The sequence below is a fragment of the Leptotrichia sp. oral taxon 223 genome (assembly GCF_013394795.1).
GTDB lineage: Bacteria > Fusobacteriota > Fusobacteriia > Fusobacteriales > Leptotrichiaceae > Leptotrichia.
The window spans coordinates 1389756-1411772 of the sequence record NZ_JABXYU010000001.1 but is presented as its reverse complement, the minus strand read 5'-3'; the positions used below and the strand labels follow the sequence as shown (position 1 = coordinate 1411772).

The 22017-nt window shown below is 29.9% G+C and carries 22 protein-coding genes; 12 read left to right on the top strand and 10 right to left on the bottom strand.

Annotated elements, in window-relative coordinates; genetic code table 11:
* Positions 1 to 111 precede the first annotated feature (111 nt).
* From HW275_RS06945 to HW275_RS06935, 3 genes are read left to right on the top strand one after another with little or no spacing between them, the layout of a single operon-like run.
* Positions 112 to 1416 carry a B12-binding domain-containing radical SAM protein gene (locus HW275_RS06945; protein WP_178935845.1) on the top strand — a complete coding sequence of 435 codons (1305 nt, stop codon included), beginning with the start codon at positions 112 to 114 and terminating at the stop codon, positions 1414 to 1416.
* Positions 1413 to 2735, top strand: a complete 1323-nt coding sequence (locus HW275_RS06940; protein WP_178935844.1) for a radical SAM protein — start codon at positions 1413 to 1415, stop codon at positions 2733 to 2735. Before HW275_RS06945 ends, HW275_RS06940 begins: the two co-directional genes overlap by 4 nt.
* A gap of 25 nt (positions 2736 to 2760) precedes the next feature.
* Entirely contained in the window at positions 2761 to 4095 is a 1335-nt protein-coding gene (locus HW275_RS06935; protein WP_178935843.1) for a radical SAM protein, read from the top strand.
* A 286-nt stretch (positions 4096 to 4381) separates the two neighbouring features.
* Here HW275_RS06935 and HW275_RS06930 read toward each other — a convergent pair whose 3' ends face one another.
* Positions 4382 to 5245, bottom strand: a complete 864-nt coding sequence (locus tag HW275_RS06930; protein WP_178935842.1) for a lysophospholipid acyltransferase family protein — start codon at positions 5243 to 5245, stop codon at positions 4382 to 4384.
* A gap of 420 nt (positions 5246 to 5665) precedes the next feature.
* Here HW275_RS06930 and HW275_RS06925 point away from each other — a divergent pair, with 420 nt between their 5' ends.
* The 3 genes from HW275_RS06925 to HW275_RS06915 all read left to right on the top strand — a co-directional run bounded on the left by HW275_RS06925 (position 5666) and on the right by HW275_RS06915 (position 8321).
* Complete coding sequence (locus HW275_RS06925; protein WP_178935841.1) at positions 5666 to 6406, top strand: MBL fold metallo-hydrolase; 741 nt, start codon at positions 5666 to 5668, stop codon at positions 6404 to 6406.
* Positions 6387 to 7331, top strand: coding sequence for a GNAT family N-acetyltransferase (locus HW275_RS06920; protein ID WP_178935840.1), 945 nt, complete (start codon positions 6387 to 6389; stop codon positions 7329 to 7331). The genes HW275_RS06925 and HW275_RS06920 overlap by 20 nt, the downstream gene beginning before the upstream one ends.
* Before the next feature lie 210 nt (positions 7332 to 7541).
* Entirely contained in the window at positions 7542 to 8321 is a 780-nt protein-coding gene (locus HW275_RS06915) for a TraX family protein (protein ID WP_178935839.1), read from the top strand.
* Between the two features lie 128 nt (positions 8322 to 8449).
* On the opposite strand, the gene HW275_RS06910 is transcribed toward HW275_RS06915, so the two are convergent.
* The gene (locus HW275_RS06910; RefSeq protein WP_178935838.1) at positions 8450 to 8926 is read right to left on the bottom strand and encodes a thioredoxin family protein; all 477 of its coding nucleotides are present in this window, start codon (positions 8924 to 8926) and stop codon (positions 8450 to 8452) included.
* 131 nt (positions 8927 to 9057) lie between these two features.
* Here HW275_RS06910 and HW275_RS06905 point away from each other — a divergent pair, with 131 nt between their 5' ends.
* The 4 genes from HW275_RS06905 (at position 9058) to HW275_RS06890 (ending at position 12079) form a co-directional block, all read left to right on the top strand.
* The gene (locus tag HW275_RS06905; RefSeq protein WP_178935837.1) at positions 9058 to 9864 is read left to right on the top strand and encodes an HAD family hydrolase; all 807 of its coding nucleotides are present in this window, start codon (positions 9058 to 9060) and stop codon (positions 9862 to 9864) included.
* Between the two features lie 150 nt (positions 9865 to 10014).
* Positions 10015 to 10377, top strand: a complete 363-nt coding sequence (locus HW275_RS06900; protein ID WP_178935836.1) for a response regulator — start codon at positions 10015 to 10017, stop codon at positions 10375 to 10377.
* A gap of 36 nt (positions 10378 to 10413) precedes the next feature.
* Positions 10414 to 11226 carry an HAD family hydrolase gene (locus tag HW275_RS06895; protein ID WP_178935835.1) on the top strand — a complete coding sequence of 271 codons (813 nt, stop codon included), beginning with the start codon at positions 10414 to 10416 and terminating at the stop codon, positions 11224 to 11226.
* Positions 11227 to 11254: 28 nt separating this feature from the next.
* Positions 11255 to 12079 (top strand): HAD family hydrolase, encoded by an 825-nt coding sequence (locus tag HW275_RS06890; protein ID WP_178935834.1) that lies wholly within the window; start codon positions 11255 to 11257, stop codon positions 12077 to 12079.
* Between the two features lie 200 nt (positions 12080 to 12279).
* Here HW275_RS06890 and HW275_RS06885 read toward each other — a convergent pair whose 3' ends face one another.
* The 8 genes from HW275_RS06885 to HW275_RS06850 all read right to left on the bottom strand — a co-directional run bounded on the left by HW275_RS06885 (position 12280) and on the right by HW275_RS06850 (position 20313).
* Complete coding sequence (locus HW275_RS06885; protein ID WP_178935833.1) at positions 12280 to 12780, bottom strand: hypothetical protein; 501 nt, start codon at positions 12778 to 12780, stop codon at positions 12280 to 12282.
* The gene (locus HW275_RS06880; protein WP_178935832.1) at positions 12780 to 14300 is read right to left on the bottom strand and encodes a hypothetical protein; all 1521 of its coding nucleotides are present in this window, start codon (positions 14298 to 14300) and stop codon (positions 12780 to 12782) included. The genes HW275_RS06885 and HW275_RS06880 overlap by 1 nt, the downstream gene beginning before the upstream one ends.
* A complete protein-coding gene (locus tag HW275_RS06875; RefSeq protein ID WP_178935831.1) occupies positions 14300 to 14818 on the bottom strand; it encodes an ImmA/IrrE family metallo-endopeptidase in 519 nt (172 codons plus the stop codon). The genes HW275_RS06880 and HW275_RS06875 overlap by 1 nt, the downstream gene beginning before the upstream one ends.
* A 94-nt stretch (positions 14819 to 14912) precedes the next feature.
* A complete protein-coding gene (tsaD, locus tag HW275_RS06870; protein WP_178935830.1) occupies positions 14913 to 15935 on the bottom strand; it encodes a tRNA (adenosine(37)-N6)-threonylcarbamoyltransferase complex transferase subunit TsaD in 1023 nt (340 codons plus the stop codon).
* A gap of 47 nt (positions 15936 to 15982) precedes the next feature.
* On the bottom strand, positions 15983 to 17026 hold the full coding sequence (locus HW275_RS06865; RefSeq protein ID WP_178935829.1) for a glycosyltransferase family 9 protein: 1044 nt from the start codon (positions 17024 to 17026) through the stop codon (positions 15983 to 15985).
* Between the two features lie 231 nt (positions 17027 to 17257).
* Positions 17258 to 17749: a hypothetical protein gene (locus HW275_RS06860; protein ID WP_178935828.1), complete on the bottom strand. Its 492-nt coding sequence runs from the start codon at positions 17747 to 17749 to the stop codon at positions 17258 to 17260.
* 143 nt (positions 17750 to 17892) lie between these two features.
* Complete coding sequence (ffh, locus tag HW275_RS06855; protein WP_178935827.1) at positions 17893 to 19230, bottom strand: signal recognition particle protein; 1338 nt, start codon at positions 19228 to 19230, stop codon at positions 17893 to 17895.
* A gap of 111 nt (positions 19231 to 19341) precedes the next feature.
* Complete coding sequence (locus HW275_RS06850; protein WP_178935826.1) at positions 19342 to 20313, bottom strand: site-specific integrase; 972 nt, start codon at positions 20311 to 20313, stop codon at positions 19342 to 19344.
* A gap of 500 nt (positions 20314 to 20813) precedes the next feature.
* Here HW275_RS06850 and HW275_RS06845 point away from each other — a divergent pair, with 500 nt between their 5' ends.
* On the top strand, positions 20814 to 21416 hold the full coding sequence (locus HW275_RS06845) for a DUF1819 family protein (RefSeq protein ID WP_178935825.1): 603 nt from the start codon (positions 20814 to 20816) through the stop codon (positions 21414 to 21416).
* The gene (locus HW275_RS06840; protein ID WP_178935824.1) at positions 21416 to 21994 is read left to right on the top strand and encodes a DUF1788 domain-containing protein; all 579 of its coding nucleotides are present in this window, start codon (positions 21416 to 21418) and stop codon (positions 21992 to 21994) included. Before HW275_RS06845 ends, HW275_RS06840 begins: the two co-directional genes overlap by 1 nt.
* The last annotated feature ends 23 nt before the right edge of the window (positions 21995 to 22017 follow it).

The following is a 22017-nucleotide window of genomic DNA, read 5'->3' as shown; positions in this document are numbered from 1 at the left end:
AATACCAATTGTGATACAAAAAAAATAGTTAAAAAACTTTATATAAATAAGATTTTAAATTTAATTATAATGTTTAAGATAATAAATTAAATTATGATAAGGAGAAGAAAAATGAAAATAGCTTTTTTACGTCCAAATATGGGGGGAAAACGTTCCAATGATGCGATAGAGCCGCTTGCTTTTGCGGTGCTTTCGGGGCTTACGGATAAGACTAGACATGAGCTTATGCTGTTTGATGACAGGATTGAGGATATTCCGATGGATCTTGAGGTTGATTTAATTGTAATTTCTACGTTTACAATGACGGCTAGACGGGCTTATGAACTGGCGGATAATTATAGGAAACGTGGGGTTTATGTGATGATTGGAGGGTATCACGCTTCGCTTATGCCTGATGAGGTGCAGGAACATGCTGATACGGTTTGTGTGGGAAGTGGTGAGATTACCTGGAATGAATTTTTGCGTGATTTGGAAAATGGAGTAGCAAAAAAGAGATATGGGTGCACAAAGTTACCTGATATTAATGATGTTGTCTACGACAGAAGTATTTACAAGGGGAAAAAATATTCTTTTGTTGTGCCAGTTCAGTTTGGGCGAGGGTGTATGCATCAATGTGAATTTTGTACAATTGGAGCGGTTCACAAAGGAGATTTTCAGCATAGGAGCATTGAAAATGTGATAAACGAGGTAAAGGAAATCTTTAGAACGAATAAAAGGGCGAAAATTGTTTATTTTGTGGATGATAATATTTTTGCCAATAAGAAAAAGGCTTTGCAGCTGTTTGAAGATTTGAAGAAACTGAAAATAAAATGGGCTTGTCAAGGCAGCATTGATATTGCAAGAGATGAGAAATTGATAAAATTGATGTCAGAAGCGGGGTGCATTGAAATGCTTCTGGGATTTGAAAATATAAATATAAAAAATATTAAGAAGATGAAAAAGGTTGCAAATTATAAGTTTGACTATGAAAAAATCATTGATATCTATAAAAAATACAGGATACTTGTACACGCAAGCTATGTAATTGGGTATGATTATGATGATAAAAACTGCTTTGATGAGATTCTGGAATTTTCTAAAAAGCATAAATTTTTCCTTGCAGGCTTTAACCCGGCATTGCCGATACCAGGAACTCCTTTTTATGAAAGATTAAAAAAAGAAGGAAGACTTCTTTATGAAAGATGGTGGCTGGATGAGAACTTTCGTTATGGGAAAGCGTGCTTTGAGCCATATAATATGACGATTGAGGAATTTGAGGCGGGAATTTTGAAGTGCAAGGTGGAATATAACAGACATTCGAGTATCTGGAAAAGGCTGCTTGACGGTGCTGCCAATTTTAAACATGCCCTTGTATTTCTTGCTGTAAATTACATCAACCGAAAAGAAGTTTATAACAAAAAAGGAATAAAATTATGAGAATAATGCTTGTTTTAGCAAAGGATAACATTTACAAATACAACTCGATTCACAAAAGAAAATATTATCCGCAAATCACGTTAATAACGCTGGAATCACTAATTGACAGAAAGTATAACGCTGATGTTGTTATTGTCGACGAAGGTGTGGAAAAATGGGATGCTACTTCTAAAAAATATGAAAATGAAAAATTTGACTTAATTTGTATTTCTTCGGTAATTTCAGGATCGAAAAGGGCAAAAGAAATTGCCAAGTTTTGGAAAAGTAAAGGAGCGTATACATTAATTGGCGGGCATTATGCGACAGCTTTGAAAGAAGAGGCGTTACAATATTTTGACACAGTAATTACGGGAGCTGCTGAAATTTCATTTCCGATGTTTCTTGAAGATTTTACAAATGGAACTCCAAAAAGAGAATATTTTAACCTCGTTGGAAATGATTATGAACCGAAGCCATTAAACCGAAAACTTTTGAAAAATAAAAAATATTTCAAAAATTATGGCACAATCGTCGCAAACAACGGCTGTCCCAATAAATGCTCCTACTGCTCCATCACAAAGATGTATTCTGGAAAAAATCAGATAAAAAACATAGACTACGTGATAAATGAAATAAAAACGAATAAGCCCAAAAAATGGATATTCCTTGATCCAAACTTTTTAGGCAACAGAAATTACGCCATTCAGCTAATGGAAGAATTGAAAAAATTAAAAATAAAATGGACTGCTTCTGCAACAATAAATATTGGTAATGATAAAAAAATTTTGCAATTAATGAAAGAATCTGGCTGTATAGGCTTGGTTATTGGCTTAGAAAGTTTTGTTCAGGAAAATCTTGACGGAGTAAATAAAAAATTTAACAATGTCGCAGAATACAAAAAACTCGTAAAAACGATTCAATCTTATGGAATATCAGTCCTTTCCACACTTATGATAGGAATGGAAACTGACACAGTGGAGTCAATTCGCCAAATTCCTGATATTATTGAGGAAATTGGGGTAGATGTACCAAGATATAACATAATTACTCCGTATCCAGGAACACCTTTTTTTAATCAGTTAAAAGAAGAAGGCAGATTGCTTACAGAGGACTGGTATTACTACGACACCGAAACAGTTGTATTCAAGCCTAAAAATATGAGTTACGACACATTACAAAAGGAATTTTATAAATTGTGGCTTGATACTTTCACTTTCAAGCGAATTTTAAGAAGAGTGAAAACTTCTAGGAATAAGGGGCTGAAATTTATTTTGGAGGTGTTTTCTAGGCAGCATGCACGGAAATTTAGGAAGTATGGGAAGATTAAATTTGATAAATAGACGTTGAGAAAAAAGGAGAAAAACAGTGAAAATAACATTTATACTGCCTGCCATTGGGAAGAAAAAAGGGCAGAAATATATAAAAACATGGAAAAATATGGAGCCACTTATGATTGCAGTTTTAAAATCTTTAACTCCTGAGGATATTGAAACGAATTTTATGGATGACAGGAATGAGTTTATAAATTATGAGGAAAATACAGATTTGGTTGTGATTTCTGTGGAAACTTATACTGCCAAAAGAGCTTACGAAATAGCAAAAAAATTTCAGAAAAGAGGGATAAAGGTACTTGCAGGGGGGTATCATCCAACTGTAGAGCCTGACGAGTGTCTGGAACATTTTGATTCGATTATTTTGGGAAATGCGGAAAGCGTGTGGACAAAGATGTTGAACGATTTGAGCAAGAATAAGCTGGAAAAACGGTATTATGGTGTAACTACGTCTTTTGCAATGCCTGACAGGAGTATTTACAAAGATAGGAAATATTCACCGCTTGCACTGATTGAAACAGGGCGTGGGTGTAATTTTGGGTGTGATTTCTGTGCGATTCATTCCTATTATAAGAAAAAGTATTTTAGGCGTCCTATTGAGGAAATTGTGCAGGATATAAAAAATTCTGGGAAGAAGTATGTTTTTTTTATTGATGATAATTTTGTGGCGGATCATAAACATGCAATTGAGATTTGCAAAGCGATTGCTCCATTAAATATAAAATGGGTAACGCAAGGAGCTATTACCATTGCGAAAAATGATGAATTGCTTTACTGGATGAAAAAAAGCGGATGTAAAATGATTTTGATTGGGTACGAGTCGATGAATCCAAATATTTTAAAGGATATGGGGAAAGGCTGGAGAAGTGGCGTTGGGGAAATAAATGAACTGACGGAAAAAATTCATAGTTATGGAATCGGAATTTATGCTACTTTTGTATTCGGTTATGGAAATGATACGAAGGAAACTTTTGATGAAACGGTAAAATTTGCCAAAAAACATGGATTTTACTTTGCGGCCTTTAACCATCTCGTACCATTCCCAAAAACAGGCGTTTACAGAAAATTAAGAGAAGAAAAGCGGCTTCTTAGTGAAAAATGGTGGCTAGATGAAAATTATCCTTATGGACGGATTTCCTTTCTTCCAACCGATCAAACTCCCGATGAACTTTCCAAAAAATGTGCCAATGCAAGAAAAAGTTTTTTTGGATGGGCTTCAATATTTAAAAGGGGATTTATGCAGCTAAAACGAAACCATGATTTGGGAATGTTTGCAATATTTTTTGCACAAAACTTTAATTTAAAAAAAGAAGTTATGGGAAAATATGATTTGCCGTATGCACAAAACTTGGATGAAGCTCCAAAATAATTTTCAGTAAAATAAGTCGTAAGTATTGTGATAATTTCAAAGATACAGTAAAACTGCTTTAAAACCGAAATAAAAAGTTATAACTATTTTACTCAAATACTAAATTTATATAATTTTTAACAGTTTAGTTTTAAACGGGTTCGACTATATTTAGAATTTGATAAAACAAATGTTCTGAAGCAAGGGGTATTGACCCCTTGTGAAAATAAAAAAATCTTATTTTATTTAACAGATTCAGTAAGTTTATAAAAGATATATTGAAAATCAAGGACAGGAAAAATAAAAGTTAGATTCCATCCTGCCATCTGTCCTGAAACCAGAACCATTGTTCCGGCAGTTTTAAGATAATTTTTTCGTATTCAGCTAAAATAGATTTCATTATTTCGTGTCTATTTTTGTAATTTTCAGGATGGATAACTTTGTCTATAAAAATGTGGCAAATATTGTTTTTATCAACTTCATTGTGAATAATAACAATCGGAATATTCTCTTTCTTGGAAAAATAGGCAGGAAAGCCTGAATTAGTGGTAGGTAAGCCAAAAAATTTGATTTTATCGCCACCTGGTTTTCTTACATCACTTAAAAGCACAAAAACGCCCTTTGAATTTTTATTTTTCAAAAAAGACTTGTAGTTCTGCTCCGGAAAATAAGTCATATTGTTTCTAAAACGAATTTTATCCATATAGGATTCAATAAATTTATTTGGAATAATTCTAATTGGGATAAACATCCTATCATTTCCCGTTGGAAAAAGGCTGGCGTGAAAAAATCCAAAATGTGAAGTAACAAGAATAATCCGTTCATTTTCACTCTTTAATTTTTCCAGTAATTCAGAATTATATATTTTTGGCGGAAAATTCTCAAAATATTCATAAATCCAGAAGGGCAGTAAAAACGACTTTGCTGTATTTTTATAAGATTTTATCGCAATTGACTTGATTTCTTTTTTTGAGTAATTAAACCCATTTTGCTCATTTAAAATCAAATTTAAGTTACGATACGACAATTTTCTCCCTTTTGGAATGAGATAAAAAAGCAGAACTCCAATAAATTCAGATATTTTTAGACGAATTTTCGGTGGAAAAAAGTTAAAGATTTTTATAAAAATATAAAAAATTGAGAATATTATAAAATCTATGGTTGTTTTCATAAAATGCTCCTTTAAACATAATCTATTTAATAAATTATACCACAAAAAATAAAAAAATTAATTTTTAATATTGAAATTTATCTTTAGAAATGTTATAATATTTACGGATAAAAACCTAACGGTTATAATATGGCAAATTGTGAAAAAAAAAGTCTTGTTCATTATTGAATGGGGCTTTTTTTTATGTTATAATCATTTGTCAAGGCTTCACAAACCTTGATGCCATGTTATAAAGTTAGGAGGTGGTCTCAATGATGAACTGGGATTTGACTGTTTTAGCAGTTATAATCGCTGCTTTTTTATTTTTTAGCAGTCAAAAATAATTAAGTAAATTCCCATTGTTCTTCCCACCTTATGCCTGTCAGTTCTATTTACTGGACTGGCAGGTTTTTCATTAAAATATCAAGGAGCTTTCTAAAAATGATAGAAAAAATAAAAATTGGGTTAAATAATTTGTATTTATTTAAAAATAAAAATGATGAATATTTATTGCTAGATACGGGGGTACATGTAAAAAAGAAAAAAATTTTGAAGAGAATAATTCAGAAAATTGGAGAGGTAAAAAAGATAAAAGTGATAGTTCTAAGCCATTCTCACGCTGATCATGTGGGAAATTTGAAAATTCTTATTGATGCAATTGGAGATGTTAGAGTTATTGCACATAAAAATTCTGAAAATGTATTAGAAACAGGAAGAAGTGTTATTCCAAATGGATTTTATCCATTTACAGAAAAGGTTTCTAAAAAATTGAAAAGTAAAAAGAATTTTAGTAAAAATATCTTTCCAAAATTGGAGAAAACTGATATGGAAAAAGTGATTTTTATTGATTTTTTACAACAGAAAAGGATTTTGCTTTCAGAATGTGGTTTTGGAAATATGGAAATTATTGAAACAAAGGGACATTCAGATGATTCGGTTTCTCTTGCAGTTTTTGATGAAAAAAATAATGAGAAATATTTGTTTTGTGGGGATATGGTTCAGAACTTATGTTTTAAATTTCCATTAATTCCGCTATTTGGGGAGAATAAGGAAGAGTTGATTGAAAATTGGAAAAAGATTATTCTGAATGGCTATGATAAAATTTTTCCTGCGACGGGAAAAGAGATTATGGCACCAGATTTGATTAGGAGACTGGGGAAAGATGAAAAAAATAGAATTTAAAATTATTCAAAATAGTGATTACAGCGATGAAATAAGAAATATTCTGGATGAAGAGGAAATGGAATCGCTTATACAGGTAAAATATGAGAAAGTGCCGAATTTATTTGAATCATTGCAAAAAGATAGTGAAAAGACACCGATTATCGTGGTAGGAATTGATACTGAAAATGACAATCTTGTAGGTGTTGGAGCTTGTTCTATTTTTAAAAATAATATTGGGTATTTAAATTCATTTAGAATAAAAAAAGAATATAGAAATAAAGTCAATTTTGGCAAGGCTTACAAAATGTTAATAACAGAAGCCAAAAAATGTGGAGTAAAAACCGTAATTACGACTATTCTTGAAGAAAATAAAATAGCACAAAGAATCTTGACAAAAAGGCGAAAAAGTATGCCAATTTATGAATTTTATAAAAACATTGTATTTTTTAGTTTGAAAAATAATAGAAAAGGTGATTTGGCAGTAAACGATGAAGAAATTTTAAATTATGGAAATTTTGAAATTCACTTGAAAAATAAGGCCAATAAAAAATATGTTGTGATGGACTATAAAAAAATTTATAAATTTTTGTATAAATTTAGAAAAGTGATAGCATTTTTTGGATATCCAGAAATGCCTGAAATTAATAAAATTTCAAATTTTTTGTATGCAAATTTTGTTTTAAAGGATAAAAATGTAGATATGGAAAAAAATAAAAAAAAGTTTAGAAAAGCTGTAAAATTTATTCAAAATAAAGGTTATAGCTGTGATTTTTTTATGATTGGGAGTTATGAAAACTCGTTTTTGGAGAAAAATTTGAATAAAATGAAGGTTTTTAAGTACAAGAGCAAGATGTATAGGGTTTTTTATGAGAAAATTTGTAATTGTAAAAATAATGAAGAAACTAAGGATGAGGATTGGGAATTTTTGCTTTGGAATTTGTAATATGGATTTTATAATCAAAATGCAACACCTAAATATATTAAAATAATGTGCTTATTTTTTCAAATATAAAAATTTTATATTTATTAGTTCAATTTTTTAAAAATATTTTATTTATTTTTAATAATAAAGATTATTTTATATAAAATATTATAAATTTATCTGATAAAAGTGTTATAATTTTTTACAAAAATAATATTTTAGGAGGATTTTATGAAAAAATTAAATACAAATCAGTTGAAATATATTGCTTTATTTTTTATGTTTTTAGACTCAGTATTTTTTGCATTTTCAGGATTTTTACCATCTTGGATTCATTTAATCACAAGATTTGTGGCACCATTATTTGCATTTTTTACAGTGGAAGGCTTTTATCATACAAGAAATCGTAAAAAATATATGGCAAGATTGTGGATAGCCGCTATTTTGATGCAATTTGGAAATGTAATTTCATTTATTATACTAGGAGAAAGATATCAAATAGTAGATAATATTTTTTTAAGTCTTGCGATTGGATTTACAATAATTTATTTCTTGCAAAAAGGGAGAAGTAGTAAAAAAGTAATTTATAATATTTTAGGAATTTTTCTTTTTATTTTGGGATTGGCATTTTCTTTTGTTCCAATTGTGATTGGAAATTATATCATGGGGCTTGAAGGTGGAATACAGACTTTGTTTACAATGATTAGTTTTTGGGCATTTTATGGAAATAGAAAAAAGCAAGTAATAACATTTTTAATTTTGAATATGTTATACATTCCATTATTTACGCCATCGTTAAATCCTGCCAAATACCCTAATTTAAGAGCATGGTTTGATAGTTTTTGCTATAACAGCGACGGTTTAACATTTTTATTTTTACCATTCATATTTTTGTACAATGGAAAAAAAGGAAGCAAGGCACCAATTCACAAATGGTTTTTCTATATTTTTTACCCTTTACAATTTTGGATTTTGAATATTCTTGCATTCTTTTTGAAAATAAGAAGTTAAAGTTAAGTTACAATAATTTTTATTTATTTAGCTTTTATCGGCTTGACTTTGAAAAAGGGGAAGTCTATAAAATAAAGCAAGGAAAAAAATGTAAAAAATTCTTATTCCCTGCTTTTTATTTTTTTATTTTATAAAGAAGTTAAATAGTCAACCAGTTCCTTTTCAATTTGTGCATTAAATTTTCCAATTCTGAAATTGTACTTAATGTCTTCAAAATTTTCTGGATTTTTATCCATTTCATTTTTTACTACAGCTGGAAATTCATTCCAAAAAGTATTATATTTTCCATCAACATACGAAATTAATGTAGGTATTTTTATTTTTTCATCTATATTTGGAAAAAATTCTTTGGCAGTTTCTCTTGAACGGTAGTCGATTTTTATTTTATTATTCAAGTCGCTGAATTTTTTTAGGAAAGGGACAGTTGCACGGCAATCTGGACAATAAACTTGTGCTACGGCGATAATTGTAATATCCTTGTCTATACCTTTTATAGCCTTTTCAGTTTCTTCTGATAAAGAAATTTTTTCTATAATTCTTAGCTGCTTTTTGTCTTCTTGTGCTTCAGTCACTTCAAATTTTAAATAATCTTCAAATGTTCCCATTGCTTTCACCTCATAAATTTTATTTCTCTTTTTGATATTGTATCATTATTAGGCAAGTTTTTGCAAGTTTAAAAAATTTTTAATTCAAATTTTGGGGGTAATGTGCTAAAATCATTGTAGGAGGAAATTTTATGTATAAGGCTGTTGTAAGTGATCTGGACGGGACGCTTTTAAATGAAGAGCATAAAGTTAGTCCATTCACAAAGGAAACAATTGAATTGCTGCTAGAAAAAGGGATAAAATTTTATATTGCGACTGGACGGGGTTATGTTGGAGCAAAGGAAATAATGGACGAAATTGGATTGAAGATTCCTTTGATTACGTCAAACGGTGCCAGAATTGTAGATGAAAATGGAGTAGAAATTTACGTCAACAATATTGAGCAGAAATATGTGGATAAAATTTTTTCAATTAATTACAAATCATTCGATAAAGAAATAATTTTAAATGGATTCTCAGGTAATCATTGGTACGTAACAGAAGATGCCAGAGATTATTTTTATACACAAAAGCCAAACAGAAAGCAGTATCCGGAGCAAATTGAGTGGAATGACTTTGAAAAACTTGCTTTTACAAAAATATTTTTTCTGGGTGAACACGAAAAATTACTGGAAATAGAAAAGGAAGTCCGAAAAGTTACGAATGGAGAAGTTAATATCGTATTTGTAAATGAAAGAAGTCTGGAAATTTTTTCAAAAGACTGCGATAAGGCTGTGGCTGCAGGTTTTTTACTGCTAAGAGATGGACTTGCATTAAAAGATGCTGTTTCATTTGGAGATGGATTTAACGATTATGACTTAATAACTCAGACAGGACTTGGATTTGCAATGAAAAATTCGATTTACAGGTTGCTTGAAAAACTGACGGATACTGAAATTATCGAAAGTAATGCAAATGATGGGATGGCAAAGAAAGTGCGAGAACTATTTAATTTATAAAACCACTTTAAAACTAAACTTCAAAGCTATGACTATTTTACTTAAACTCTAATTTTGTTTAATTTAAATTAGTTCAATTTTGAAAGGGTTTGAGTATATTTAAAAAAATTAAATCTTTAAAATATAAATATTAGAAAGTGAAGGGAAATAATGAGTAAAATTGCATTGGTTGTAGACGATACGCCATATATTAGGGACGATATAAAGGACATTCTGGAAGATCAAGGATACAAGGTATATGAGGCAAGTGATGGCTTGGAGGCAGTGGAAATGTATAAAAAGGTAAAACCCACAATTGTTACAATGGACATAAATATGCCAAGAATGCACGGGCTAAAAGCCACACAAGTCATTACTGATTTTGACAAGGACGCTAAAATTATGATTTGCAGTACAATGGTTATGTTCCCAAACTATATGAAAATGGGAAAGGAAGCTGGAGCAAAGGCATTTTTATCAAAACCTTTTAATGAACAGGAATTTATGAATGAATTTTCAAAATTATTTTTATAAAAATTATCAAAACAGTAAAAGAAGGGGATAAATCAGATGTTTAAAGCTGTTGTAACTGATCTGGATGGCACACTTCTAAATGCAGAGCATAAAGTAAGTGAATTTACTAGGGAAACAGTGGAGCTATTATTGCAAAAGGGCATAAAATTTTATATTGCAACTGGAAGAAATTATTCAGGAGCAAAGGAGGCTATGAATGAGCTTGGCGTAAAAATCCCTTTAATTACATCAAATGGTGCCAGAATTATAGATGAAAATGGGAATGAAATTTTTTCAAACAACCTGAAAAGGGAATATTTGGATAAAATTCTAGATATTGATTACAAGTCATTTGGACAAAATATTATTATAACTGGATATTCTGGCTCAAACTGGTTTGTTACTGAAGATCTGAGAGAATATTTTTATAATAAGAAGCCTGACAGAACTAGATATCCGAAACAGATTACTTTTGAAGAGTTTAAGAGAAATGATTTTACAAAAATATTTTTTATTGGAGAAAAGCACGATGAATTGCTGAACTTGGAAAATGAAATAAAAAAAGCAGTCGGAGAGAAAAATATAAGTATTTTATTTGCAAGTGAAGGAAGTCTGGAAATTTTTCCTGTGGATTGCAGCAAAGTAAAGGCGGCAAAAATAGTACTGGAAAGAGATGGATTGACACTGAAGGAGGCTGTTTCATTTGGAGATGGATTGAATGACTATGGCTTGATAGCAGAAACTGGGCTTGGATTTGCAATGGGAAATTCGATTTATTTATTGCTTGAAAAATTGACAGATACGGAAGTTATTGACAGCAATGCAAATGATGGGATGGCAAAAAAAGTAAGAGAATTATTTGATTTATAAAAATAAAGGAACAGGAAAGGAAAAATTTATGTATAAAGCAGTTATCAGCGATTTGGACGGAACTTTGCTAAGCAGAGGGCATCACGTTACTAAATTTACTAAGAATGTAATAAAAAAAATAATAAAAAACGGAATAAAGTTTTATATCGCCTCAGGCAGAAGTTACGATCAGATTGGATACGTAACTGAGCAGCTTGAAGTAAAAATTCCGATTATAGCGGCAAATGGGGCAAGAATTTTTGATGCAGACGGAAATATGATTTATGAAAAAGGATTATCAAGCAAAGCGGCAAAAGCAATATTGGGACTGGATTACGAACATATTGCCGAAGGTTCACATCTAAACATTTTTTCAGGAAATGACTGGATTATCACAAAGGGAACGGCTCAAAAAGTGTATGACAGAATTCCAAGAGATGTAAAAGTCAATTTTAAGGAAGTTCCAAAAAATGAACTAAAAAATTTGGATATATTAAAAATATTTTATATCGGAGAGCATGAACAGCTTACAAACTTGGAAAAAGCCATCCTAAAAATAACAGACGATGTAAATGTCATCTTTGTCAGCGATTATTGTATGGAAGTTATGGCAAAAGGTGCAAACAAAGGAGCGGCGGCAAAATTCCTGCTAGAAAGGGAAGGCTTGGAATTAAAGGATGCAGTAGCCTTTGGCGATGGTGAAAATGACTTTGAAATGCTTACAATGGTTGGAAAAGGCTATGCAATGGGAAATTCCATCGACAGACTAAGAAAACTGCTGCCAAAAGATTTTGAATTTGTTGGAGAAAATACGGAAGATGGGGAAGCTGTGAAATTGCAGGAATTGTTTTTGGAAAGAGCAAAAAATATTTGATTTTTAAATGAGGTTGTTTCATAAGTCATGAATAACTTTACTTACGAAAATATTATATATTTTTAGAAATTTTATAAAGAAATATATAATATTTATGATTTGATAAACTTATTACTTTGTGACTACAACCTCTTTATTTTAATTATTTAAACATTTAATTTTTATTAACCATAAAGACAGTATATAAAATATTAGATATCTTAAATTTTTAGACATATCTTAAAATAAGATATAAAAATAGTTATTAATGCAATAATAAAAAATGTTAATGAAAATTTAAATAAAGTATATTTGTTAGTAGTTATTTTTGAATTTATTAATATTTCTTCTGAAAGATCAAAATTATATTTACTTATGTTATCTAAATTTTTACTAAGGAAATATTTTAACATAACAGCAGATAAATATTCTTCTTTAGTTGTAAAATTAGCTATATCTGAATAAAAACACAAATTATTATTTCTAGTATTCATTTGTAATTTAGGCATGAATCTAATTATGGGAAAAAAAGAAATTAATGAAATTATTAAGGATAAGCCTAACCCTATTATCACAAAATTATTATGAGGTATGTCTTTTAAACAAGAAATCAAAACTAATATTCCTCCAATTAAAACTCCATGTTTCGCTTCAGCAAATAATAACCAACTATTTATATTTTCAAATATTTTTTCTAATTTATTTGTCAATTTTTCGTCCATTATTCATTTTCTCCTTTCTTTTTTATGTAATCGAATCCTTTTTGTAATGAGTTTTTAAAATCTTTAACTTTTTTACCACTTATTGAATCTATCTCACTTTCTTTAACAAACTTAGCATCTGAAAATTTTGAATGATCATAATTAAAATCTTTATCATTTTTTATTTTTGCTATAAAAATTATCCCTTGATGATAATCTCCTCTTTTATTTACTGTGTATATTGTTAATGGTTTAGGTTGCTGATCTTCTCTATCAGTTTCAAGTTCTAGTTCTATGTCAATATTAAAATCCTTTTTGTACTCATCTTTAATTTTGTCACTCAATTTTTGTGTAATTTCTGCTTTAGCACATCCAAATTCCCATTTTTCAGGTTCGTATTCTCTATCCTTACTTCTTTTGGCTATTAAAATCTCAGGTTCTTCTTTATTTTTATAACACATAACTGCACAATGTAATTCTAACTTTGTTGGAGTATTAACCAATTCATTCTTTGGAGTGTCTATTATATTTTTTTCTATTTCGTTAATTTTTTTAGATAAATTGTTATCATTAATTATCTTTTCAAAAAAATAATCATTAATTGTAAACATTTCTTTTTTTATTCCATTTATAATTTTAGACTTTTCTAATTTATCTCGATTGTCTATAAATTCTTTTATTATTTCATTATTTAAATAATCGTTATAATGAAAATTTTCTTCAAGTTTTTCTGCTTTACCCTTATAATACCAAATTACAGGATATAATTTTTCATCCCAAATGCCTTTAAATTTTTTATACGTAATTACATGCATTAAATTATTATTTTCTTTAGTGATATCTTTTTCTAATTTTTGCTCACTTATATTTTTCATATATTTATATAAAAAGTAAGCGAGTTCAAAACTTATAACAAAATTCTGAGACGTAACAGCTTTAGATATCCTAAATCCTGCATCTATATCATTACCTAAAAACTCATAAATTTGATAATTTTCTCCTAATTTTTGGCTTTTATAAATTATTTCAATATTTCCATAGGGATGAGAAAAATAATCATTTTTTTTAGTTTGATCGATAATTAAACCTATCCAAGCAGCTGATTTCAATGAAAGAGTATTATTTAAATGCATTGATTTTTTTAAGTTTTCATTATTTATTATATCTAAATCTTTTTCAAAAAAATTTCCATTTTTCAAAGAATTTATAATAAAATCTTTTCTATCATTTATTATCTTTATATCATTCCACAATTCTTCTAAACTACTTACCTGCTTTATAAAAATTATTTCATCGCCTAAAATTCTCCATAATTGACATTCTTCTAAATTTTCTAATACTTCTCTTTCTATATATTTAAGAAGTCTATTAATTATTATTGGCCAGTATAGGTAATTCATAGTTTTATATTTTGATGAATCAGTAATGTCAAAAGAAAAAAATAAAACAGCACTTTGTTTCAAATTTTTTATTTCTTTTTGCTCTTTTTTAGTTTTTTCATATTCATTTATTAATTCTTCTGTAGCTTCATTTATTTTCATTACCATTTTAAATATCCTAACCATTTCCCTCTATTTGATGCAGCCTCTCTTGAAACTTCAAAATGTTCTGCAATTATACGAGTATCAATTATGTTATTATTATCTACATTTTTATACAAAATATTTCTATATTCTTCTTTAGGCATCAAAAAAGCAGCTGCAAATTGATTTGCTTCCATTTCTATTTCATCATAATTTCCATTTCTATTAAAAATTTTTCCAACTGGAGTATTTTCCCATCTTTCAGTACCAAATCCCATATGTAAAAATAAATGTCCTAATTCATGTGCAATTGTAAAATTTTCTCTTTCTAATGTTGCATTACCATTATAAAGTAAGATTCTAAAATTATTGTTTGGTAACTTTTCAATAGAGCCATCTGACAATTCAAATATATTACTTGTATCTAAAATTTCACCGCCAATATTCGTAATTAAATTTCTCATAGTCATTCCTCTATCTGGTCTAATTTGTTCTGCAATTGATTCTGCTATATCCCATATCAATTCTTTTTCCATTTATTAACACCTCTTTTATATAATTAAAACTACACTAATATTATAACATAATTTATTAGTTTATACTATAAATTAAAATTAAATATAGCTTATATTAATTTTTAGTAGAAATCGCATCCACATCATACTGTTTTCCCAGCTCAAGTTGAGAATTATTCTTTAAGTCATAATAAGCCGCAACGCCTATCATTGCTGCATTATCAGTGCAATATTCCATTTTTGGAAAATGAACTTTGATTTGTTCACCTTCATTAGTCTGAATATTTTTAAATTCTGAAAATTTCTCACGAAGCCGTCTGTTAGCAGAAACGCCACCTGCAACAAGTATCGTTTTCACATCCTTTTCCTTCACAGCCGTCAATATTTTATCATACAAAACATTTACAATAATTTCCTGAAGAGATTTTGCAATATCTTCTTTTGAAATAGCATTGCCTTTCATCTTTTGGTTATTTACATAATTAGTTATAAAAGTCTTTATCCCACTAAAACTGAAATTATAGCCGTCAACTTTTGGTTTTTTTATTTTTAAAATATCTTCTCCGTTTACTGATAGTCTATCAATATGTGGTCCTCCTGGATATTCCAGCCCCAATATTCTTGCAATTTTGTCATAAGTTTCTCCAACAGCATCATCCAATGTTTCGCCAAGCAAATCAGTTATTATTTTCCCATTTTCTTCATAAATATAATACAAGTTTGTATGTCCACCTGATACAACTAGCGATATTGCGGGTAATTTTACATCGTTATCAATGAAACTTGAGAAGATATGCCCATTAATGTGATTTACTGGAATTAATGGAATGTTGTTGGCATAACTCAAGGATTTTGCGAACATTAAGCCTACAAGCAGGGAACCGATAAGCCCAGGAGTATTTGTTACAGCGATATAATCAATATCGCTTAATTGACAGTTTGCTTTTTCCAGAGCTTCGGTAAATACTGGTAAAATGTTCTCAATGTGGTGCCGTGAGGCTATTTCAGGCACTACGCCGCCAAATTCCTTGTGAATGTCAATCTGAGTGGAAATAATATTGCTTAAAATCTTTTTCCCATCTTCAACAACTGCAACGGATGTTTCATCACAGGATGTTTCAAATGCAAGTATTTTCATAGTTTTTCTCTCTTTCTTCTTTTCGTTTTTCATTTTTTCTTTAATTTTTAATTGTCATATTCCTTAACAATTTTGTCAAATACAGTTTCTACCGAAATCCCAGTCATACAATCTGCATATTTCTTAGGAAATTTGTCTTCTCCATAAAGTGAATGTGGCGGACAGCTTGGATTATTTAGCAAAAATGTGCTTTTTTCAAAGGAAAATAATTTTGGATCAGTTGGTCCAAAAAATACAAAAGTTTTGGCTTTTACGGCTCTAGCTATATGGAAAGGGCCTGAATCATTTACAATTGCTGCTTTGGCATATTTTAGCAATATTCCGCTTTCCTTAAAAGATATTTTTCCACACAAATCAATTAATCGTCCATCTCCATCGGCTTTTACAACATTTGCATCTTCTTTTCCACCTATCACAAAAATTCTCAATTTTTCATTATTTTTTACAAACTTACTTTCATTTTCCAGAATTTTTTTTGCCAGTTCATCATAATAAGGCCATTTTTTCGTAAATTTGGAGGCTCCTGGAGCTAGCACAAAATAATTTCTATCTTTCAAATCATATTTTTGTACAAATTCTTCTTCCATTTCTTTATCAATATAAAATTCTAGATTATCTCCAAATCCATTTTTCATATTTTTATCAGAAAAACTTATTCCCAGTTTTTTCAATGCTGTAAAATAACTCTCAACAATTGTACAATCTGCATTATATGTAATAAGTTTCGCTTTTACAAGTATAGTTTTCCACCATTTTCTCTTTTTATACCGGAAATACTGAGTGTGTCTAGCTTCAAGACTTTTTCCAATAATTCTGGACAAAAATTTAGAATGTAAATCAATAACATAATCATAATTCTCTGTTTTCAGCCTATTTACCATATTTTTTATATAATTTCTATCCTTGCTCTTCTTTTTATCAAAAATTATCAAATTCCTAATTTCAGGATTCAATGAAATTGCCTCAGAAAAAGTATTGTAAACTATAAAATCTATCACAGCCTCTGGATACCTTTCCTTAATCGCTCTTATCACCGGAGTTGTAAGCACCACATCTCCAAATGAACTAAATCTTATTATTAATATCTTCATATTTTTCCTCTTCTAAAATAAAATCTCTTTTTTTGATAACAACACTTTAAAACCAAACTTAAAAATTTTGACTATTTTACTTAAACTTTATCTTTTTTTATTTTTATCAGTTCAATTTTATAAGAATTCAAACGTATTCTATAATTTAAAACTATTATAAGTCAAACACTTTGATTTATGAATAAAAAAGAGCATTCATAAAAATCCTGCCCTCTTTAAATCGTAACTAGCCTATTTTAACGCCGCTTTTGCCTTTTGGAATAAATCCTGTATAAATTCTCCCTTGTCAGTATCAGTTCCTGAAATTGTTACAGTTCCCGGTATCCCGCTTGTATAAGGATAGATGTTGTAAGTCCAGCCGTTTTTTGTGGTGATTTGACGAATATTCTTGTTTTCTGATGCGGCTACTTCTGTAACTTCCACCTGCCCTTTGTATTTATTTTTTTCAAATACTTTTAAAAGGCTCAAAAGTGCAGACTCATCGTGTTTTTCAATAATAAACTCAACTTTATTTGCATCTGAAAGATTTTTATACATCTGTTTTGCAAAATCTCCATCCTTTTTCAGCTTAGAAAGAAGATTTGCAAGCCCTCCACGATTTGCTGTTCCGCTTATTATCGGATTTTCATAATTGTCATTAACAACTCCGATTACAACTTTGTCTAAAGCTGAAAACGAAAGAGTTCCAAAAATAATAAATAATACTAAAATTAATTTTTTCATCTGTATTCCTCCTTTTTTATCTTTTACTATTTTCAAAAGTTTAAATTTTTTATTAATTACAATATTTTTAAAACTTTCATTCTTACTATTTTTCCAGTATTTACAAAAAATTATAATTAACTACAATATTAATTAATATATCCCTATCTTCTTCTTCCCTTCATAAATCCTCCACTAAGTCCTGGAATACCGCCACTGTTAAACATTTTCATCATTTGTTTCATTTGCTCAAACTGTTTTATCAATTTATTTACGTCATTTACCTGAACTCCGCTTCCTTTGGCAATTCTCATTTTACGGCTTCCATTTTTTAGAAGTTTCGGATCACGTCTTTCCTGAACTGTCATTGAAAAAATAATCGCTTCAACTTTTTTCATTTCCTTTTCAGCCATTCCCATGTCAATCATGCTTGTGTCAACTCCTGGTATCATTTTCATAATTCCCGCAATTGATCCCATTTTTCTTATCATTTTAAACTGCTTTAAAAAATCTTCAAAGTCAAACTGGTTTTTTCTAAATTTTTCCTCCATTTTCTTGGCTTCTTTTTCATCAATAGCTTCCTGCGCCTTTTCCACAAGTGAAACAACGTCCCCCATTCCAAGAATACGTGAAGCAAGCCTGTCAGGGTGAAATGGTGCTATATCGTCCAGTTTTTCCCCTTCACTTATGAATTTAATTGGCTTTCCTGCAACTTCCTTTACCGAAAGGGCAGCTCCTCCACGAGTATCCCCATCCAGCTTTGTAAGCACAACCCCAGTAATATCAAGCTGCTCATTAAACTCTTTTGCCACATTAACCGCATCCTGTCCAGTCATTCCATCAACCACAAGCAAAATCTCATTTGGATTAAAACTGTCCTTTATATCTTGAAGCTCCCCCATAAGCTGCTCATCGATATGCAGTCTTCCCGCCGTGTCAATAATCACATAAGTCGCATGTTCCACCTTTGAAGCCTCAATCCCCTGCTTTACAATTTCCAGCGGATCTGTGCTCTCGTCAATCGTAAACACTGGAACTTTCACTTGCTCTCCTAATACCTTCAATTGCTTTTTCGCAGCAGGCCTGTAAACATCCGCCCCAATCAGAAACGGCTTTTCCCCTTTCGATTTTAGATGCTTTGCCAATTTCCCGGCAAACGTAGTCTTCCCAGCCCCTTGAAGCCCAGAAAGCATTACAACAGTAGGATTTTTATCAGCCTTGACAATCGAAACATTTGAACCTCCAAGTACCTCCACCAGTTCATCATTTACAATCTTAACAAATTGCTGCGTAGGATTAACCCCGCTAATAACCTGCTCTCCCAACGCCTTTTCCCGAATCTTTGCCACAAAGTTCTTAGCCACGCTATAATTTACATCCGCCTCAAGCAGTGCCAGCCTCACTTCCCTCAAAGCATCCTTCATATTGCTCTCAGTCAATTTCCCCTGTCCACTGACTTTTTTAAATATATCCTTAAATCTGTCTCCTAAATTATTAAACATTATTGATTTTTCTCCTTATTTTATATATTTTTACTTGTATATTTTTTTAATTTTCGTGATTATAGGATAACATATTATGGGGGAAAAAACAAGATGATTGGAAAGATTTGGTTACCTGCCTTTAAGATTTTGGTAAATTAAGTCAAGACATTTACGTTTATGTTCGGTTTTGGGATGGACGTATAAATTTAAAGTGGTGTTTACGCTGGAATGCCCTAAAATTTCTGAAACAGTCTTGCAGTCGATTCCAAGTTCGATGGCTTGAGTGGCAAAAGTGTGGCGAAGGCTGTGAAATGTAAGTTTCGGGAGAGTCAGGAAATGGAGGAGTTTTTGATAATAATATCGATAACAGTGAGGTTTTAGATAATTTTTGCCGTTCGTTATAAAATAGTAATTTTCGTTTTGCTGAAATGATTTTATTAAATTTATAAATTCGTTACTAAGAGGGATTTGACGATTTGAATATTTAGTTTTTGGCGTGCTAATAATGACTTTTGAACAGGATTTATCTTTTTTCTTTATATAAATTTTTTGTAAAGTTCTGCAAACTGTCAGGGTACGCTTTTCAAAATCTATGTCCTTCCACTGTAACCCGCATATTTCCCCTAGCCGTAACCCTGTCTGCAAACAGAGTAAGATTCCTAGATTCTTTGAATTCTGATGGGAAATAAGATAATTAAAAAGTATTTTCTGTTCAGAATTAGTAAAAGTCTTTAAATATAATTTTGTGGAAGAAACAGGAAATTTATAGTGAAAATTCTGAAATGGTATTAATTTATTTTGAATTGCCGCATTTAAGGTGCTTTTTGCAAGCGACGCCATATCCTTGACCGTTTTTAGCGCAAGTCCTTTTTCTAAATCTTTTTTATTGGCATTTAATTTTAAAAGAATAAAATTTTGTAAATCTTCATTTGTAATATCACCAATTCTCCTTTTCCCAAATACAGGCTTTAAATGATTTTCAATAATATTTGTATAAGCCGCATAAGTTGACTCCTTAATAAAACTTTTTTCTCTTTCAAGCCAAACATCCAGCCATTCCCCGTACTTCAAATTCTTGTTTAAATGTTTTTTTGCAGTCATATTTTCCTCCTAAATTTAGTTTTTTATATTTTACTAAATTATTGGAAAAATGTTTAGTAAATTTAACAAAGTTTGTTACTTAATTCATAAAATTTATTTCACTAAGTATTATACCATAAAATCATATATTTTTGTTATTTTTTTCATACTATACAAATGAAATTAATAGTCTTTTCTACTAAATCTTATTTTTTATTGTTAATAAATATTCTTCCTATAATTTTTATATTTTTTCTTTTTTATAAAGTAAAGGGGATCAATCGCCATCCCCTTTACAATCCCCGCTTGTCTAAGCATTTTTTGAAAACAAAATTGAAACTCGCTACGTTAAACTTCGCTCAAACAGTCAATTTTATTTCCAAAAAATCACGACGTTCCTAAAAAATAATTTAATAAAAACAAATATTAAACAAAATTGTAAAAGTCTAGTAATTGAATATCCTTACATAAAGAATTAAGTAACAAACTTTGTTGAAAATTAATAATCTGAAAGGATAAAAATGAGAAAAAAAGAATATAGTGCAGGAATTGTAAGTAAGGGATTTTGGTTTTTGGAATTTAAGAAATTTTTGGAACTTTTGATAGAGGGAAAAAGCGAAAGTGAAATTAAAGAATTACAAGATGAAGAAAATATTTTTTCTGCACCGTCAAAAGATTATGGAAAAAGAATTATAAGCGAGATAAATAAAAGAATAAAAGTACTTCCAAAAGAAATAAAGGAACTATTTTTTGAAAGTGATACGGGAACTCAAAAAGTAATAAATCTTTTATCTATAATGGGAACTGATAAATTATTTTTTGAATATGTATACAATTCATACAGAAATGAACTGTTGCTTGGAACAAAGGAATATAATCCGGGTATCGTTATGAAGTTTCTGAAGGAAAAAGCAGAGCAAAATGAAGACGTAGCAAAGTTTAGTGAAAAAACACTGAAAAGAATGCAAGGCACATATGGAAATTATTTAAAAGAAGCAGGTTTACTTGAGGAAAAAAACAAAGAGATATTATATAGAAAAGTTTATTTGGATTATGAGCTGGAAAAATTATTAAGGGAAAATAATATGGAAATGTACATAAAAACATTAAAAGGAGAAGTGTAATGACAAAAACAGAAATAGATTTAGGGAAAATAGAAAGTGAAATAGGAAAGACTTCTTTTTTAAATGGTAAAGGACTTGGAAATGAAGTTGCATATTATGTTTTCGATTATGATCCTAAAGATGAAATTCTTGTAAGGGAATATATAGATAAGTTAGTAAAAAAGGATAAGGAATTTGGAGATGGATATAAACTGAAAGTTTATGATGTGTATGACCTGATGATTGAACTGCTGGAATCTGAATGCTATCTGGAAGACTGCTTTGAAATGGAAAAAAATGATGGAATGAACTATCTTTTGGAGTCTGTAAATGATTTACTTCGAATGAATGATGATAGCAATTACTTTGCAGAATATATAGAAGAAAATACACCTGAAAAAGCTATTGTCTTTTTAACAGGAGTTGGAAAAATATTTCCATTTGTGCGTTCGCATAAAATATTAAATAATCTGCATCAAATTTTTGACAGAGCTCCAGTAGTGATGTTTTATCCAGGAAAATATGATGGACAGTCACTGGAATTATTTGGAGAATTTAAAGATGATAATTATTACAGGGCTTTTCCATTGATAAAGTAATCTGAGAAAATAATTTAGGATAG